Annotated in this window: 10 protein-coding genes and 1 pseudogene; 6 read left to right on the top strand and 5 right to left on the bottom strand. The window is 70.7% G+C overall.

The genetic code is table 11. The features are described 5' to 3' along the window. Positions 1-32: 32 nt before the first annotated feature. Both ACIRQ7_RS19080 and ACIRQ7_RS19075 read right to left on the bottom strand, forming a co-directional pair. Positions 33-707: an ABC transporter permease gene (locus ACIRQ7_RS19080; protein ID WP_401464125.1), complete on the bottom strand. Its 675-nt coding sequence runs from the start codon at positions 705-707 to the stop codon at positions 33-35. Continuing rightward, entirely contained in the window at positions 704-1,447 is a 744-nt protein-coding gene (locus ACIRQ7_RS19075; protein ID WP_401464127.1) for an ABC transporter permease, read from the bottom strand. Before ACIRQ7_RS19075 ends, ACIRQ7_RS19080 begins: the two co-directional genes overlap by 4 nt. Before the next feature lie 286 nt (positions 1,448-1,733). On the opposite strand from ACIRQ7_RS19075, the gene ACIRQ7_RS19070 reads away from it, so the two are divergent. Further along, the gene (locus ACIRQ7_RS19070; RefSeq protein WP_404263711.1) at positions 1,734-2,603 is read left to right on the top strand and encodes a polysaccharide deacetylase family protein; all 870 of its coding nucleotides are present in this window, start codon (positions 1,734-1,736) and stop codon (positions 2,601-2,603) included. Positions 2,604-2,640: 37 nt separating this feature from the next. On the opposite strand, the gene ACIRQ7_RS19065 is transcribed toward ACIRQ7_RS19070, so the two are convergent. Next, positions 2,641-3,939 carry an alpha/beta hydrolase gene (locus ACIRQ7_RS19065; protein ID WP_404263710.1) on the bottom strand — a complete coding sequence of 433 codons (1,299 nt, stop codon included), beginning with the start codon at positions 3,937-3,939 and terminating at the stop codon, positions 2,641-2,643. 510 nt (positions 3,940-4,449) lie between these two features. On the opposite strand from ACIRQ7_RS19065, the gene ACIRQ7_RS19060 reads away from it, so the two are divergent. From ACIRQ7_RS19060 to ACIRQ7_RS19045, 4 genes are all read left to right on the top strand, one after another. Beyond that, on the top strand, positions 4,450-5,871 hold the full coding sequence (locus ACIRQ7_RS19060) for a VWA domain-containing protein (RefSeq protein WP_404263708.1): 1,422 nt from the start codon (positions 4,450-4,452) through the stop codon (positions 5,869-5,871). A 246-nt stretch (positions 5,872-6,117) separates the two neighbouring features. Continuing rightward, complete coding sequence (locus tag ACIRQ7_RS19055; protein WP_404263706.1) at positions 6,118-7,689, top strand: MFS transporter; 1,572 nt, start codon at positions 6,118-6,120, stop codon at positions 7,687-7,689. A gap of 207 nt (positions 7,690-7,896) precedes the next feature. Beyond that, a complete protein-coding gene (gene metG / locus ACIRQ7_RS19050) occupies positions 7,897-9,612 on the top strand; it encodes a methionine--tRNA ligase (protein WP_404263705.1) in 1,716 nt (571 codons plus the stop codon). A gap of 102 nt (positions 9,613-9,714) precedes the next feature. After that, on the top strand, positions 9,715-10,227 hold the full coding sequence (locus tag ACIRQ7_RS19045) for a DinB family protein (RefSeq protein WP_404263704.1): 513 nt from the start codon (positions 9,715-9,717) through the stop codon (positions 10,225-10,227). Positions 10,228-10,327: 100 nt separating this feature from the next. On the opposite strand, the gene aspS is transcribed toward ACIRQ7_RS19045, so the two are convergent. After that, the gene (aspS, locus tag ACIRQ7_RS19040) at positions 10,328-12,100 is read right to left on the bottom strand and encodes an aspartate--tRNA ligase (RefSeq protein ID WP_404263702.1); all 1,773 of its coding nucleotides are present in this window, start codon (positions 12,098-12,100) and stop codon (positions 10,328-10,330) included. 333 nt (positions 12,101-12,433) lie between these two features. On the opposite strand from aspS, the gene ACIRQ7_RS19035 reads away from it, so the two are divergent. After that, complete coding sequence (locus ACIRQ7_RS19035) at positions 12,434-14,677, top strand: SpoIIE family protein phosphatase (protein WP_404263700.1); 2,244 nt, start codon at positions 12,434-12,436, stop codon at positions 14,675-14,677. Here ACIRQ7_RS19035 and ACIRQ7_RS19030 read toward each other — a convergent pair. Beyond that, a pseudogene (locus ACIRQ7_RS19030) lies at positions 14,575-15,735 on the bottom strand (AI-2E family transporter); the annotation flags it as partial. The gene ACIRQ7_RS19035 and the pseudogene ACIRQ7_RS19030 overlap by 103 nt on opposite strands. Positions 15,736-15,750: the final 15 nt, after the last annotated feature.

The raw sequence follows: 15,750 nt of genomic DNA, 5'->3' as shown, positions 1-15,750 counted from the left end.
TCCGGAGTTTCACGTGAAACACCTCCCGCCCCTCATCGGATCCGCCCACGCGCCCAGGCCGGCGCGAACCGCTGACCGATCTCGAAGGCCGCCTCCATCAGCAGCGCGAACACCGCCACGATCACCGCCCCGGCGACCACCTGCGGAGTGGAGGCGAGGTTGAAGCCCGCGGTGATGATGCGGCCGAGGCCCCCGCCGCCGACCAGCGCCGCGAGCGTGGCGGTGGCGACGAGTTGGACCGCGGCGATCCGGATACCCGTGATCACCAGGGGGAACGCGAGCGGCACCTCGACCCGCCACACCAGCTGCGGGCCGGTCATCCCCATGCCCCGTGCGGCCCGCACCACGTTCTGGTCCACCTCACGCATCCCCACGTAGGCGTTGGTCAGCAGCGGCGGGATCGCGAACAGCACCAGCGCGATGACGGTCGGCCATTCCCCGTACCGCCCGATCGGGGTGAGCAGCAGCAGCACCAGGACGGCGAAGGTCGGGATCGCGCGGCCGATGTTGGCGAGATTGACGGCGAGCGCACCGCCGCGCCCGAGGTGACCGAGGGTCAGCGCGATGGGCAGCGCGATCAGGGCGCTGATGATCAGGCAGACGACGGTCAGCACGAGGTGCTGGCCGAGCCGGTGCCAGACGCCGTTCTCGCCGGACCAGTTGGCGGCGGTGGTCAGCCAGGTCCAGACGGCGGAGAGGGTGTTCACGGCTGCCGTCCGGACGCCGCGAGCAGCTTCTTGGGCGCCGCCGTCCGGGCGCGCTGACGGGTCCTGCGGCCGGCCCGCCGCCAGGGCGTGAGCAGCCGCTCGGCGCCGAGCAGCAGCAGATCGAAGGCGACCGCGATGATCACGCACAGCACGGACGCGGTGAGCACCTGGGCCTTGAAGAAGGAGTTCATGCCGGAGTAGATGAGGTTGCCCAGTCCGCCGTGGCCGACGATCGCGCCGACGGTGGTGAGCGCGACGGCGGAGACGGTGGCGATCCGCAGTCCGGCCATCGCGGCGGGCACCGCCAGCGGCATCTCCACGGTCAGCAGCTGCCGCATCGGCCCGTAACCCATGCCGCGCGCGGCCTCCTTGGCCTCGGCGGGGACACCTTCGAGGCCCGCCAGGATGTTCCGTACGAGCAGGGTGAGGGAGTAGAGGGCGAGGCCGACGACCACGAGGGTGGCGGACAGCCCGTAGACCGGCAGCAGCAGGGAGAACATCGCCAGCGACGGGATCGTGTAGATCACCGTGGTGATGCCCAGCACCGGGCCGACCGTCCAGCGTCTGCGGCGGGCCAGCAGCGCCAGTGGCACCGCGATCACCAGCCCCAGCAGTACCGAAATGACCGTCAACTGGACGTGCTCGCCGACCGCGTCGAGCAGGATCTGGCGGCGGGTGCTCAGGTATGCGCCGCAGATCCAGTCGTTGCGGGCGAGGCAGTCGTCCGGCGGTGCGGTCACGGTACGAGTCCACCGCGGGCGGCTTCGGGTGTCGCGCCGACCGCGTCCGATCGGGCGGCCACCTCACCGGCCCGGTCACCGCTCCCGGACCACCTCCCGGACCACAGCCCGACACCTAAACACCTCGCGTATACACACAGTGTGTACTGCCTATGTATAGTTCCCTCAGTCCGTTCGATCACTGTGCGACGCGACCGGCCACGGCTGGTCGCGCCGTGCTGCGCCATGCCCGAAAGCGCAGGTCGCGGGCGATGCCCTGCCCTCAGCGACCGAAACGAGACCTCGTATGCCGAAGAAGATGTCCGCGGCCCGCCGCACCTCCATAGCCGGGCTGCTGGCCTGCACCTCCCTGGTCCTCGCCCTCAGCGGATGCGCCACCTACGACGTCACCGCACCGGCCGACGCACGGGACGACGCCCCGGCTGCCGCCGTACAGGCCAAGGACGCGCAGCTCGCCGCCGCCGAGGACGCCAAGAACGGGAAGGCGAAGGACAGCGACGCGAAGGGCAGCCACGAGAAGGAGGGAAACGCGAAGGGCGACGACGTCGACTGCCGCAAGCTCAAGTGCGTCGCGCTCACCTTCGACGCCGGCCCCAGCGAGAACACCCCGCGCCTGCCGGACATCCTCAAGAAGGAGAAGGTGCACGCGACCTTCTTCATGCTCGGCAAGAACCACATCGACGAACGCCCCGAAGGCGTCACCCGCATCGACGCCGAGGGCCACGAACTGGCCAACCACACCTGGTCGCACCAGATCCTCACCGACATCGAGCCGGCCGAGGCCAAACGGGAGCTGTCCCGCGTCCAGGACGCCGTCCGGAAGATCACCGGCAAGACGCCGAAGCTGATGCGTCCGCCGCAGGGCAAGACCGACGAAAACGTCTCCCGGATCAGCAAGGAGCTCGGGCTGGCGCAGGTCCTGTGGAGCGTGACCGCCAAGGACTACCAGACCAACGACTCCCGGCTCATCACCAAGCGGGTCCTCGACCAGACCGAGCGCGACGGCGTCATCCTGCTGCACGACATCTACAAGGGCACCGTGCCGGCCGTCCCCGGCATCCTCAAGGAGCTCAAGAAGCGCGGCTACACCGTCGTCACGGTCTCCCAGCTGCTCTCACCGGCGAAGCCGGAACCGGGCATGGTCTACCGCCCCTGAGCCGGCAGCGCCGGACAGGGGCCTGCGCCGCCGGACCTCACCGCCGCGACGGCTCCGCCTCCACCCGCCCACGGGCCTTGTCGGCCGGCGCCTTCGACGGGCCCGGCCGCTGCGCCGGACCGGCGCCCGGACCCGGACCCGCACCCGGTCGCCGCTGCGTGCCGTTGGCCTCCGTGTCCTGCGGGAACGTCAGCTGGCGGCTCTGCCACTCCAGCGCGGGCACGACCTCACGCCGCCAGGTCGAGAACTGGTGGCTGCCCTGCGGCAGGATGATCGAGTCCACGGTCATCGGCGGCTTCGCCGCGTGCAGGAACTTCATGGTGTCGCCGTAGTCCGCCTCGCCCTTGCGGCTGCTGGCCACCAGCGCGGAGATCTGCGGTACGGGCAGATGCTGCATCCGCCACAGCAGATCGTGCTCACGCTGGTGCTGCTCACCGGCCGCACCGCTGCCGAAGAGACTGCCGGTGGTGAGGTCGTCCTTGATGGCGTAGTCACCGGAGAGCGAGACCGCCGAGGTGTAGACGTTCGGGTTGCGCATCGCGAGCTGCAGCGAGCAGGTGCCACCGGACGAGTAGCCGAACGCGCCCCAGGCACTGGGGTCGTGGCCGACGCGGTAGGCCGACCTCATGGCGTCCGGCAGGTCCTTGGTGAAGAACGTCTCGGCCTGCGGCCCGCCCGGCACGTCCACGCACTCGGTGTCCCGCGGCGGCGCGATCGTCGGCCGCACCATCACGATCACGGTCGGCTGCATCCTGCCCTGCGCGATCAGCTTTCCGGCGTTCTGCGGCACCTGGAGGTGCTGCGCGAGGTTCATGATGCCGCCGGGGTAGCCGCTGATGACGACCATGACCGGGAAGCGCTGACGGCGGAACTGCGGCTGGAAGTACTGCGGCGGCAGATAGACGAAGCCCGGGTTGATGGCGCGGGTGCGGCGGCCGACGATGCGTACCGACTCGACCTTGCCGACCTTGTCGGCCGGCCCCTTGGGCAGCCCGCTCACCCGGTCCAGCCCCTGCGGACCGGCCGCCTGGACCAGCCCGCCCTTGATGTTGCCGACGTCCGCGTAGTTCCCGCCGCCCTGGCTCACGGACACCGGGGCCTCTTCGTTGTTGCCCAGCAGTTCGTCCCAGGTGCCGTAGAACTCGAAACTCGAATTCACCGCGAGGGCGAGCGCACACACGATCGACAGCTGGGTCATCACGATGGCGCCGAGCCGGCCCAGCACGGACCGCACCCCGCGCCGCGACAACCGGGGCCAGAACCACACCGTGGCGGCCACGCAGGCCAACGCCAGCACGATCACCGTGTATTCGAGCGACTGACTGGTCAGCCCCATGCGCCCACATCTCCCGTCACCCTCGCAAGGGTTCTTGCCTGCTATCCGGCCGCCTGGAGGGACAACGTGCGGCTCGGGACAATGGTCACCGGCGAAGACGGGCACACCTGCGCATCGGATACCTGCACGACGGACTTCTTACCCAGATCTTGCCTTCCCGTTTCCGCGGCGTGATGTGGGCGGCGGGGAAGCAGGAAAAGCGGACGGGGTGGCGGTCCTGGGCACAGGCTGTGCGGCATCAGATGAAGCGGTACGAACTCCTGCAAGCCGACCGGTCCGCGCCCGGCGTCCACCACAAAACCGGGGGCGAACGCCACCCTCAGTGAACGAATTCCGTCAGCCGAAACCCCTTCCCACCCCGACTCCCCCGGATGGCCCACTCATACGGGGCGCGGGGTCCCACGATGAGGCCGGTCCAGGCCGCTACCCTTACGTATCCGTCCTGGTCAGGGACATGTCCGTGCTTCACGGACATTCGCCGCACCCACCACACGCAAGAGAGGTTCGCCGATGGGCATTCGGAGTCTGCTGCGCAACGCTTTCGGTCGCTCCAAGGCGACCCGCGAAGAAACCGGCGCGGCACCGACCGGCGCCGGTACACCGGAGTCGGCAACGATCCCGGAGGCCCGCGAAGAGTCGGCCCCCGGAGCCGCGACCCCGGCCGTCGAGGCCGAGGTCCCCGCCGCCCGCACCGCCCCCGCCGAGACCCCCAGGCCGGACCCGGCCCCGGCGACCCCCACCCTCCCCGCACAGGGCAGCCCCGTGGACATCGCCGCCACGGAGCCCCCCGCGCGGGACGCGGCCGAGGTACGGGGCGAAGCCGCCCCCGAGGCCGAGGTCGAGGCGGAGCCGGAGACCGGTACCGAGGCCACGAGCGAGCCCGAGACCGCGGCCGGGCCCGAGACCCCCGAGGCAGCCAAGTCCCCTGAGGATGCCGGGACTTCCGAGGACGTCTCCGAGCTGGTGAGCCAGGCCTTCGACAACCCGAGCCCGGCGCCCGCAGCCGAGCCCGCCGTCGAACCGTCCCCCGAGGCAGCCACCGAGCCGGCCACCGCATCCGCCGAGCCCGAGCCGGAGCCGGAGCCCGAGGCGGCCCCGGAGCCGGCAGCGGAGCCGGAGCCGACGGCCGCTCAGGAGCCCGAGCCGGCCCCCGAGTCCGAGCCCGCCCCGGAATCCGAGCCCGCCCCCGCGGCGGCCGCGGCCTCCTCCCCGGCCCTCTCCCTCGCCAAGGTCGAGGCCACGGCCCCCGGCCTCGTGAGCCTCTACAAGTCCGCGGCCACCACCCTGGAGAAGCACGGCCTCGCCACCCAGCGGGCCGCTGTCTACCTGGTCCTGGACCGCTCGGGCTCGATGCGCAACTACTACAAGGACGGCACGGTCCAGCACCTGGCCGAACAGGCCCTCGGCCTGTCCGCCAACCTCGACGACGACGGCACCGTCCCCGTCGTCTTCTTCTCCACCGATGTGGACGGCACCGCCGACCTCGACCTGACCCACTACGAGGGCCGCATCGAGGAGTTGCACGGCGGTCTCGGCCACATGGGCCGTACGAACTACCACTGGGCCATCAAGGCGGTCGTCGACCACTACAAGAAGTCCGGCTCCACCGCCCCCGCCTTCGTCATCTTCCAGACGGACGGCGCCCCGACCTCCAAGCCGGCCGCCGAGAAGGCGCTGTGCGAGGCGGCGGAGCTGCCCATCTTCTGGCAGTTCATCGGCTTCGGCGACCCGGAGGCCAAGGGCTTCGACTTCCTGCGCAAGCTCGACGACCTCGCCGTCCCGGACAAGCGGGTCGTCGACAACGCCGGGTTCTTCCACGCCGGACGCGACCCCCGCGGCCTGTCCTCGGACGCGCTCTACCAGCAGCTGATGGTCGAGTTCCCCGAGTGGCTCACCGAGGCCCGCACCGCCGGCGTCCTCAAGGACAGCTGAGCCCCCCCCGCACGTCCGCCCGCGCCTCGTGCCGGGCCCGCACCACCCACCGGCCGCGGCCGGGCCCCGACGGGCCCGCCGCGGCCGGCGGCGTTCCGGCCACCGGGAGGCGAGGTCGCCCCCCGCTGCCTACGCTGAGTGGGTGAAGCGCCCCGGTTGCGACCGGTAAGCCCCATTCCTCCGGGCGGGGACCGTGGGTGGCCGTACCGGGCCGACCGGGTCGACGACCGGCGGAGGCGGGTCTTGATGAGCGACGCGAGCCGAGGGGACGCTCCTCCCACCGCTCCCACTCCTCCCAGTTGGGCCGCGCAAGCCGAGCCCGATCCCCGGCGCTGGTGGGGGCTCGTGGTGATCGCGCTCGCACAGTTGATGGTGGTGCTGGACGCGACGATCGTGAACATCGCCCTGCCGTCGGCACAGCGCGCCCTGGACATGTCCGACGCGAACCGGCAATGGGTGATCACCGCGTACACCCTCGCCTTCGGCGGCCTGCTGTTGCTGGGCGGCCGCATCGCCGACCTGGTGGGGCGGAAGCGGACGTTCATCATCGGTCTGATCGGCTTCGCCGTCGCCTCCGGCCTCGGCGGCGCGGCGACCAGCTCCTGGCAGCTGTTCGGGGCGCGGGCCCTGCAGGGCGCCTTCGGTGCGCTGCTGGCGCCGTCCGCGCTGTCCTTGCTGACGACGACCTTCACCATCGGCAAGGAACGCAGCAAGGCGTTCGGCATCTACGGCGCGATCGCGGGCGGCGGCGCGGCCATCGGGTTGATCATGGGCGGGCTGCTGACCGAGTACCTGAGCTGGCGCTGGTGTCTGTACGTGAACATCCCGGTCGCGGCGATCGCGCTGCTCGGCGCGCTCGTCTTCCTGCACGACAGGGCCGACCGCGGCGGCGTCCACCTGGACATCCCGGGCGCGGTGCTGGGCTGCGGCGGTCTGGTCGCGATCGTCTACGGGTGCGGGGAGGCGCAGCCGCGTGGCTGGGGCGACCCGTTGGTGATCGGGACGCTGGTGGGAGGCGCGCTGCTGCTGGTGCTGTTCACGTGGTGGCAGACCCGGGCCCGGCATCCGCTGCTGCCGCTGCACATCGTGCGGGAGCGCAACCGGGCCGGGTCCTTCCTGACCATGGGCCTGGCGCTGATGGCGCTGTTCGGCATGTTCCTGTTCATGACCTACTACCTGCAGGTCGTGCTCGGGTATTCGCCGCTCAAGACGGGGCTGGCGTTCCTGCCGATGACGGCGGCGATCATCGTCGGGTCGACGCAGATATCGGCCCGGCTGCTGCACCGGCTCGCGCCGCGGCTGCTCATGGCACCGGGCGCGGTGCTCGCCGCCGTCGGCCTGTTCCTGCTGACGTTCCTGACCGCCGAGCCCGCGTACGTCTCGCACGTCCTGCCGGCCGAACTCCTCGTCGGCCTCGGCATGGGCCTGATCTTCATGCCGGTGATGGCCACCGCCACGGCGGGTGTGGCATTCCACGATTCCGGTGTCACCTCGGCGACGGTCAACACCGCGCAGCAGGTGGGTGGTTCGATCGGCACCGCGCTGCTGAACACGATCGCGACCTCGACGAGTGCGGTGTACATCGGCTCCCATCTCGCGGATGCCGCCCGGCGGAACGCGGGGCGGCTGACCCCGGCCCTGCGGGACGGCGTCGTGAAGGACGGCGTGGTGCACGGGTTCACCGTGGCGATCGGCGTGGCCTCGGCGATCATGCTGCTGGCCGCCGTCATCTCCTGGCTGATGGTCACGGCGCGGGCCCCGAAGCACGGCCCGCTCCCGGAATCGGGCAGCCCGAAGCCCACGGATGCCCCGGTGTGAAACGGCGCCGCGCGATGCCGCCGCGGCACGTCGGCGGGTGAGGAAAACCCTTCGCTCCCTACGGGAGTCCGCTCCGTTCCCGTACGGGAGTCCGCCCCCTTCCCGTACGGGAAAAGGGGGCGCGTCGGGCCATGGGCCGTCCAGTACGATATTGACGTTCCGTAAAGCAAATCCTCACTCACCGTAGCGACTTGGGAGCAGCCGGCAATGGCTCGACACCTCATCACCAGCGCCCTTCCGTACATCAACGGGATCAAGCACCTGGGCAACATGGTGGGGTCCATGCTCCCGGCCGATGTCTACGCCCGGTATCTGCGCCAGCGTGGGCACGACGTGCTCTACATCTGCGCGACGGACGAGCACGGCACCCCCGCCGAGCTGGCCGCGAAGGCCGCCGGGCAGTCGGTGGACGCGTTCTGCGGTGAGCAGCACGACGCGCAGAAGGCGATCTACGACGGCTTCGGTCTGCGGTTCGACCACTTCGGGCGCAGCTCCTCGCAGCAGAACGTCGAGCTGACCCAGCACTTCGCGCGCAAGCTGCACGAGAACGGCTTCATCGAGGAGCGGGCGATCCGCCAGGTCTTCTCGATCACCGACGACCGCTTCCTGCCCGACCGCTACATCGTCGGCACCTGCCCGCACTGCGGCTACGACAAGGCGCGCGGCGACCAGTGCGAGAACTGCACCCGGGTGCTGGACCCGACCGACCTGATCGACGCGCGCTCGGCGATCAGCGGCAGCAGCGACCTGGAGGTGCGGGACACCACCCACCTCTTCCTGCTCCAGTCGAAGCTGCAGGGCGAGGTCGAGCAGTGGATCGACGACAGCAGCGAGGACTGGCCGACGCTGGCCTCGTCCATCGCCCGCAAGTGGCTGACGGAGGGCCTCCAGGACCGGGCGATCACCCGTGACCTGGACTGGGGCGTCCCGGTTCCGGCCGATGTGTGGCCGGAGCTGTCGGCCGAGGGCAAGGTCTTCTACGTCTGGTTCGACGCCCCGATCGAGTACATCGGCTCGACGAAGGAGTGGTCGGACGTCGACCCGGAGAACCGCGACTGGAAGTCGTGGTGGTACGGCGCCGATGACGTCCGCTACACCGAGTTCATGGCCAAGGACAACGTCCCGTTCCACTCGGTGATGTTCCCGGCCACCCAGCTCGGCACCCGCGAGCCCTGGAAGAAGGTCGACTTCCTCAAGGCCTTCAACTGGCTGAACTACTACGGCGGGAAGTTCTCCACCTCCCAGCAGCGCGGCATCTTCACCGACGCGGCGCTGGAGCTGCTGCCGGCCGACTACTGGCGCTACTTCCTGATCGCCAACGCCCCGGAGTCCGACGACACCTCCTTCACCTGGGAGCTGTTCTCGTCGTCGGTCAACAAGGACCTTGCCGACACCCTCGGCAACTTCGTCAACCGCGTGCTGTCCTTCTCCCGCAAGCGGTTCGGTGACGACGTGCCGGCGGGCGCCGAGGCGGGCGCCGCGGAGCAGAAGCTGGGCGAGGAGATCGCCGGGCTGCTCGCGGAGTACGAGGGCCACATGGAGACCCTGCAGTTCCGCAAGGCGGCAGCCGCGCTGCGCGCCCTGTGGAGCGCGGGCAACGTCTACCTGGAGGAGAAGGCCCCGTGGCTGGAGATCAAGACCGATAAGGAAGCGGCGGCGCTGACGCTGCGTACGGCGATGAACCTCATCCACCTGTACGCGGTCGTCTCCGAGCCCTTCATCCCGGCGTCGGCGAAGGCGATGCGGGGCGCGTTCGCGCTGGCGGACGACACGGCCGTGTGGGTCTCCCAGGAGGAGGCCAAGGCGCTGGCCTCGGTCCCGGCCGGTACCCCGTTCACGGTGCCGCCGGTGCTGTTCGCGAAGATCACCGAGGACGACCTGACGTCGTACCGCGAGCGCTTCGGCGGCGACGAAGACGCCTGACCGTCCGGCGGGCAGCTCACTGCTGCCCGGTGCCGCCTCTGACAGTGCCCCGGGCCGGGATCGGCCCGGGGCACTGTCAGTGCCGGACGGCACGCTTGCCGCATGACTCTCCACGAGCGTGCGGTGCCGCCGATGAACGCCGATGAACGGACCACCCTGGAGTCCTGGCTCGACTTCCACCGCAGCACCCTGGCCGGGAAGTGCGCGGGCGTGGATGACGCCGGGGCCCGCCGGCCGTCCGCCGAGCCGTCGCCGATCACGCTGATCGGGCTGGTCCAGCATCTGACCGAGGTGGAGCGGACGTGGTTCCGGCGGGTGCTGCGGGGCGCCGTCCTGCCGACCGTCCTCGGCGAGCCGTACGACCCGACGCTCCCCTCCGGCGGCTTCGAGGTCCCCGAGGGCGCGACGCTCGCCGGGACGCTGGCCGTGTGGCAGGAGGAGACAGCGGCTTCGCGGGCGGCCTGCGCGGATGCCGCGCTGGAGACGACCGGAGACTTCGGCGGGACTCCGGTGTCGCTGCGCTGGATCTACGTCCACCTGATCGAGGAGTACGCCCGGCACAACGGCCACGCGGATCTGGTCCGGGAGCGGATCGACGGGGCGACGGGCGTCTGACGGTCATCTGACGGCCGGTCGCCGCCCCGGGCAGCGCGAAGGCCCGGAACCTCACCGGTCCCGGGCCTTCGCGCTGCCGCCGCCGCGCTGCGCCGTGCGGCTACTTCGCCTGCTTGACCTGCGGCTTACGGATCGAGAGGTGCAGCTCCTTCAGCCGTGCCTCCTCGACCTCGCTCGGGGCGCCCATGAGCAGGTCCTGGGCGTTGCCGTTGAGCGGGAAGGCGATGGTCTCGCGGATGTTGGGCTCGTCGGCCAGCAGCATCACGATGCGGTCGACGCCGGGGGCGATGCCGCCGTGCGGCGGGGCGCCGAACTTGAAGGCGCGGAGCATGCCACCGAACTCCGCCTCGACGGTGTCCTTGTCGTAGCCGGCGATGCCGAAGGCCTTGTACATGACCTCGGGCTCGTGGTTCCGGATGGCGCCGGAGGACAGCTCGGTGCCGTTGCAGACGATGTCGTACTGCCAGGCCAGGATGTCCAGCGGGTCCTTGGTCTCCAGCGCCTCCAGGCCGCCCTGCGGCATGGAGAACGGGTTGTGCGAGAACTCGATCTTGCCGGTGTCCTCGTCCTTCTCGAACATCGGGAAGTCGACGATCCAGCAGAAGCGGAACTCGTCCTCGACGAAGTGCCCGGTCCGCTTGGCGGCCTCGACCCGGACCGCGCCCATGATCTTGGAGACCTCGTCGAACTCGCCGGCGCCGAAGAAGATGGCGTGGCCGGGCTTCAGGTCCAGCGCCTCCACCAGCGACTTCACGTCGTCCTCGGTGAGGAACTTGGCGATCGGGCCGCTCAGCTCGTTGTCCTCGCCGACGCGGACCCAGGCCAGGCCCTTCGCGCCCTGCTGGACGGCGAAGTCGCCCATCTGGTCGAAGAACTTACGGGACTGGCCCGCGGTGTCCGGCACGGCCAGCGCGCGCACGTGCTTACCGGCGAAGGCCTTGAAGCCGGAGCCCGCGAAGACGTCGGAGACGTCCACCAGCTCCAGCTCGGCGCGCAGGTCCGGCTTGTCCGAGCCGTACTTGAGCATCGACTCGCGGAAGGGGATGCGCGGGAACGGCGAGGTGACCGTGCGTCCGTTGCCGAACTCGGTGAAGAGCTCGGTCATCAGCTGCTCGATCGGACCGAAGACGTCCTCCTGCTCGACGAAGCTCATCTCGACGTCGAGCTGGTAGAACTCGCCCGGCGAGCGGTCCGCGCGGGCGTCCTCGTCGCGGAAGCAGGGCGCGATCTGGAAGTAGCGGTCGAAGCCGGCGATCATCAGCAGCTGCTTGAACTGCTGCGGGGCCTGCGGCAGCGCGTAGAACTTGCCGGCGTGCAGGCGGGAGGGGACCAGGAAGTCGCGGGCGCCCTCGGGGGAGGTCGCCGACAGGATCGGGGTCGCCATCTCGTTGAAGCCCAGCGTGGTCATCTTGTGCCGGATGGCGGAGATGACGGCCGTGCGCAGCAGGATGTTGCGGTGCATGCGCTCGCGGCGCAGGTCGAGGAAGCGGTATTCGAGACGCTTCTCCTCGTTGACACCGTCGTCGGCGTTGATCGTGAAGGGGATCTGCTCGGCGGCGCCCAGCACCTCGACCGCGCTGACCTCGATCTCGATCTCGCCGGTGGGCAGCTCGGGGTTGACGTTGTCGGCGCCGCGGGTGCTGACCTTGCCGTCGATGCGGACGACGGACTCCTTGGTCAGGGAGCCGAGCGCCTCGTTGGCGGGCGTGCCGGGACGGGCGACGAGCTGCACGAGACCGTAGTGGTCGCGCAGATCGATGAAGAGGATGCCGCCCAGGTCACGTCGATTGTGCAGCCAGCCGCTGAGGCGGACGTCCGTGTCGACGTCCGCGGCTCGGAGCTCGCCGCAGTTATGGGACCGGTACCGATGCATCGCTCATCCAAGTCGTCGCGAGTCGAGGTGGGGAGTTGTCGGGAGACAGCTGTCGGGAGAGAGGGGGACGCGCGGGACGAGTGAGGCCGCGGTGCCCGCGTCCTCGATCGCCCGCTCGGCCCATGAGCCGGCCGACCGCCCTGATCACCCGGATCGCCCGAAAGGCCACCCCAGGATTGGCATAACCGCTCCAGGTTACCGCCCCGGCCCCCACCGTTTCGTTGACATATACCCATCAGGATCACGGGGAGGGAATCCCGGGGAGCGCGGCGGGGACGATGGTCACATCCGGCTCGCTGGTCGAGGCCCGTCAAACCCACTTAAAGTGAGGCAATGCGCACCAAGGACGTCCTGGCCGCCATCGCGACCGGCCTGTGGCGCTGGGACAACGCATCGGGGCGGGTGACCCTCGACGCCGAGGCGGCCCGGCTCCTCGGGCTGCCCGCGCTTGCGGTGGAGCTCACCGAGGCCGCCGTGCGCTCCCGCTTCCACCCCGTCGACTTCGCCGAGATCAACGGCGTCATCCAGCTCGCGGTCACCGAGGGCACGGTCGCCGAGGCCCGGCTGCGCATCGTCGACACCCGCGGAAGAGTGGTGCGCACCGTCCGCTCCCGCTCCCGCCCCCGGATGGTGGACGGCGACTTCGAACTCGTCGGCACCCTCCAGGAAGTCCCCGAACCGCAGCCCGGCACCTCCGCGGCGCAGACCCCCGTCACCGGCGACTGGCGGCGCTCCCGCGAGGCGTTCCTGCTGGACGCCGGCCGGGCACTGGCCGAGGCGCGGTCCACCGCCGTGGTGCTGCGGGTCGCGGCCGGTCTGTCCATGCCGGGGTTCATGCCGGAAGGTCTGGCGGTCTTCGGGATCGACGGCGACCGGATATCCGTCATCGGCCACCACGGCCATGACCCCGGCACCGAACAGCCCTTCCTCGACATGGGTCTGAGCACCGACTACCCGGCCGCCGAGGTCATCCGGACCGGCCGGGCCATCTACCTCCCCACCCCCGACGACTACCGCACCCGCTTCCCCACCGCCTGGCCGGTGGCCTCCCGCTTCCAGCGCACGTCCTGGGCGTTCCTGCCGCTGGTCAACGCGGGGCGGACGATCGGCGCCTGGATGGCGGGCTTCGGCCGGCCGGTCGCCTTCACCCCCGATGAACGCTCGGTGCTGACCACCGTCGCCCGGATGCTGGCCCAGGCACTGGCCAGGGCCGGCGTGCAGGAGTCGCAGCACGAACTCGCGGTGGGCCTGCAGCGCAGCATGATGCCGACGGTGCAGCCGGACATCCCGGGGATGACGGTCGCGGCCCGCTATGTGCCTACCGGCGGCGGCCTGGACGTCGGCGGTGACTGGTACGACATGATTCCGCTGCCCTCGGGCCGGATCGCGCTGGTCATCGGGGATGTCCAGGGGCACGACGTCCGGGCGGCGGGCCTGATGGGGCAGCTGCGGATCGCGCTGCGCGCCTACGCCGCCGAGGGCCACCACCCCGACGCGGTGCTCTCCCGCACCTCCCACTTCCTGGCCGGGATCAACGACACCGAGACCCGCGGCCACGGCGAGGACGCACGCTTCGCCACCTGCCTCTACATCGAGGTGGATCCGGCGACCGGACTGCTGGACATCGCGCGGGCCGGCCACCCCGACCCGGCGATCCGGATGAGCGACGGCACGATGCTGGTCCGGCCCACTGCGGGCGGGATGCCGCTGGGCATCGACCCGGACACCGACTACCCCACCACCCGGCTCGTCCTGGAGCCCGGCGAGACCATGCTGGTGTGCACCGACGGCCTGATCGAGACCGGCGGCCACGACCTGGAGAGCGGGTGGGCGCGGCTGCGTGAACTCATCGAGGCGTACGACGACGGGGAGGGCGGCGAAGGCCTGGAACAGCTCGCCGACGCCCTGGTCCAGGCGGTGCACGGCCCGTCGTCGCACCACACCACCGGGCCGTTGAACGACCGCCGCGAGGACGACATCGCCCTGCTGCTGCTCTACCGCGAGGGCGGCAGCTGCGCGGTCGGCACGGGCGGCCTGCTGCCTCAGCGGCCCGTACGGCGCACGGTGCTGTCCGTCGCACAGGCCGAGCCGGAGCGGATCGCCGAGGCGCGCCGGCAGGTCAGGGACGTGCTGCACGACTGGGCGGACCCGGACCAGGTCGACTCGGCGGTGCTGATGGTCTCCGAGATGGTCACCAACGTCCTGCTGCACACCGACGGAGACGCCCTGCTGGTCGCCGAGATCTCCGGCGAGAGGGGCAGCCGGCGGATCCGGGTCGATGTCGCCGACGGCAGCGACGAGTTGCCGCACCGCCGCAGCCCCGGCGAACTGGCCTCATCGGGCCGCGGGCTGGTGCTGATGGAACTGCTGGCCGGCACGTGGGGCGTGGACCCGCGCGGGGACGGCAAGTCGACGTGGTTCGAGCTCTACGAGGCCGAGGGCGGCGCCGCCGGTCCGCTCCCGCCGGACGGGGCGGAGCCCGCGGACCCACCCGGCCCGGAAGGCCCGGCCGGACCGCCTTCCTCAGGTCCTCCCTCCGGCGGCCCCGAGGAGTCCGTTCCCGGACCCGCCGCGTAGTCCCGCCGCAGCTCGTGCAGCACCCCGGAGACGGCGGCGGTCAGCGGTACGGACAGCAGCATCCCGAGGATCCCGGCGACGCTCGCGCCCGCCGTGATCGCCAGCATCACGGTCGCCGGATGCATCTGGACCGTCCGGCTCTGGATCATCGGCTGCAGGACGTGTCCCTCCAGCACCTGCACGGCCAGTACGACGCCGAGCGCCCACAGCGCGATCACGAAACCGCGGTCCGCGAGCGCCACCAGGATCGCCACCGCGCCCGAGATGAACGCCCCGAGGTAGGGGATGTAGGCGCCGACGAAGACCAGCGCGCCCAGGCCCCAAGCTCCCGGCACCTGCAGGATGAGCAGGCCGACGGTGATGCAGATGGCGTCGATCAGCGCGATGAAGGTGGTGCCGCGCATGAAGCCCTCGATGGACTGGAAACCGCGGCGGGCCATCCTCTCCAGCTGGGGCGCCGATTCGCCGGGCGCCCACTCGTGCAGGGCGTGCAGGGCCTTGTCCGAGTCCCGCAGAAAGAAGAACGTCAGCAGCAGCGCCAGCACCGCGGCGGCGATGAACTGGCCGACGATGCTGACACCCGCCAGCAGCCCGGAGGCCGCGGTCCCGCCGAACTTCCCCAGCAGATCCTTGGCGTTGGAGGCCAGGTCGTCCAGTGACGTACCGGCCGTGCCGAAGTGCCGGGAGACGTCCTTCGCGGCGTCCTTGAGCGAGGCGATGATCTGGTCACCGGTGTCGACCAGCGCGCTGACCACGATGTATCCGGCCCCGCCGACGACGATCAGCAGCACCGCACAGGTCAGCCCGGCGGCGAGGGAGCGGTTGAGCTTCATCGCCACCAGCCGCCGGTAGAGCGGCCCGAGCAGCGCACTTCCCAGCAGCGCCAGCAGTACCGGCGTGACCGCCGCGCTCAGCTCGACGCACAGCCACACCCCGAGCGCCACCACGGTCGCGACGAGCAGCACCACCGCGCACCATGCCGCGGCGCGACGGGCCTCCACGGGAAGCAACGGTGCCCGGCCGGAGCCGGGCCGGTCAGGATCGGAGTCATTTCGCACCGCCACAGTCCACCA

Origin of the sequence: Streptomyces sp. NPDC101393, assembly GCF_044767385.1 — a bacterium.
Taxonomy (GTDB): Bacteria; Actinomycetota; Actinomycetes; order Streptomycetales; family Streptomycetaceae; genus Streptomyces.
This window is presented reverse-complemented; position numbering and strand designations above follow the sequence as displayed.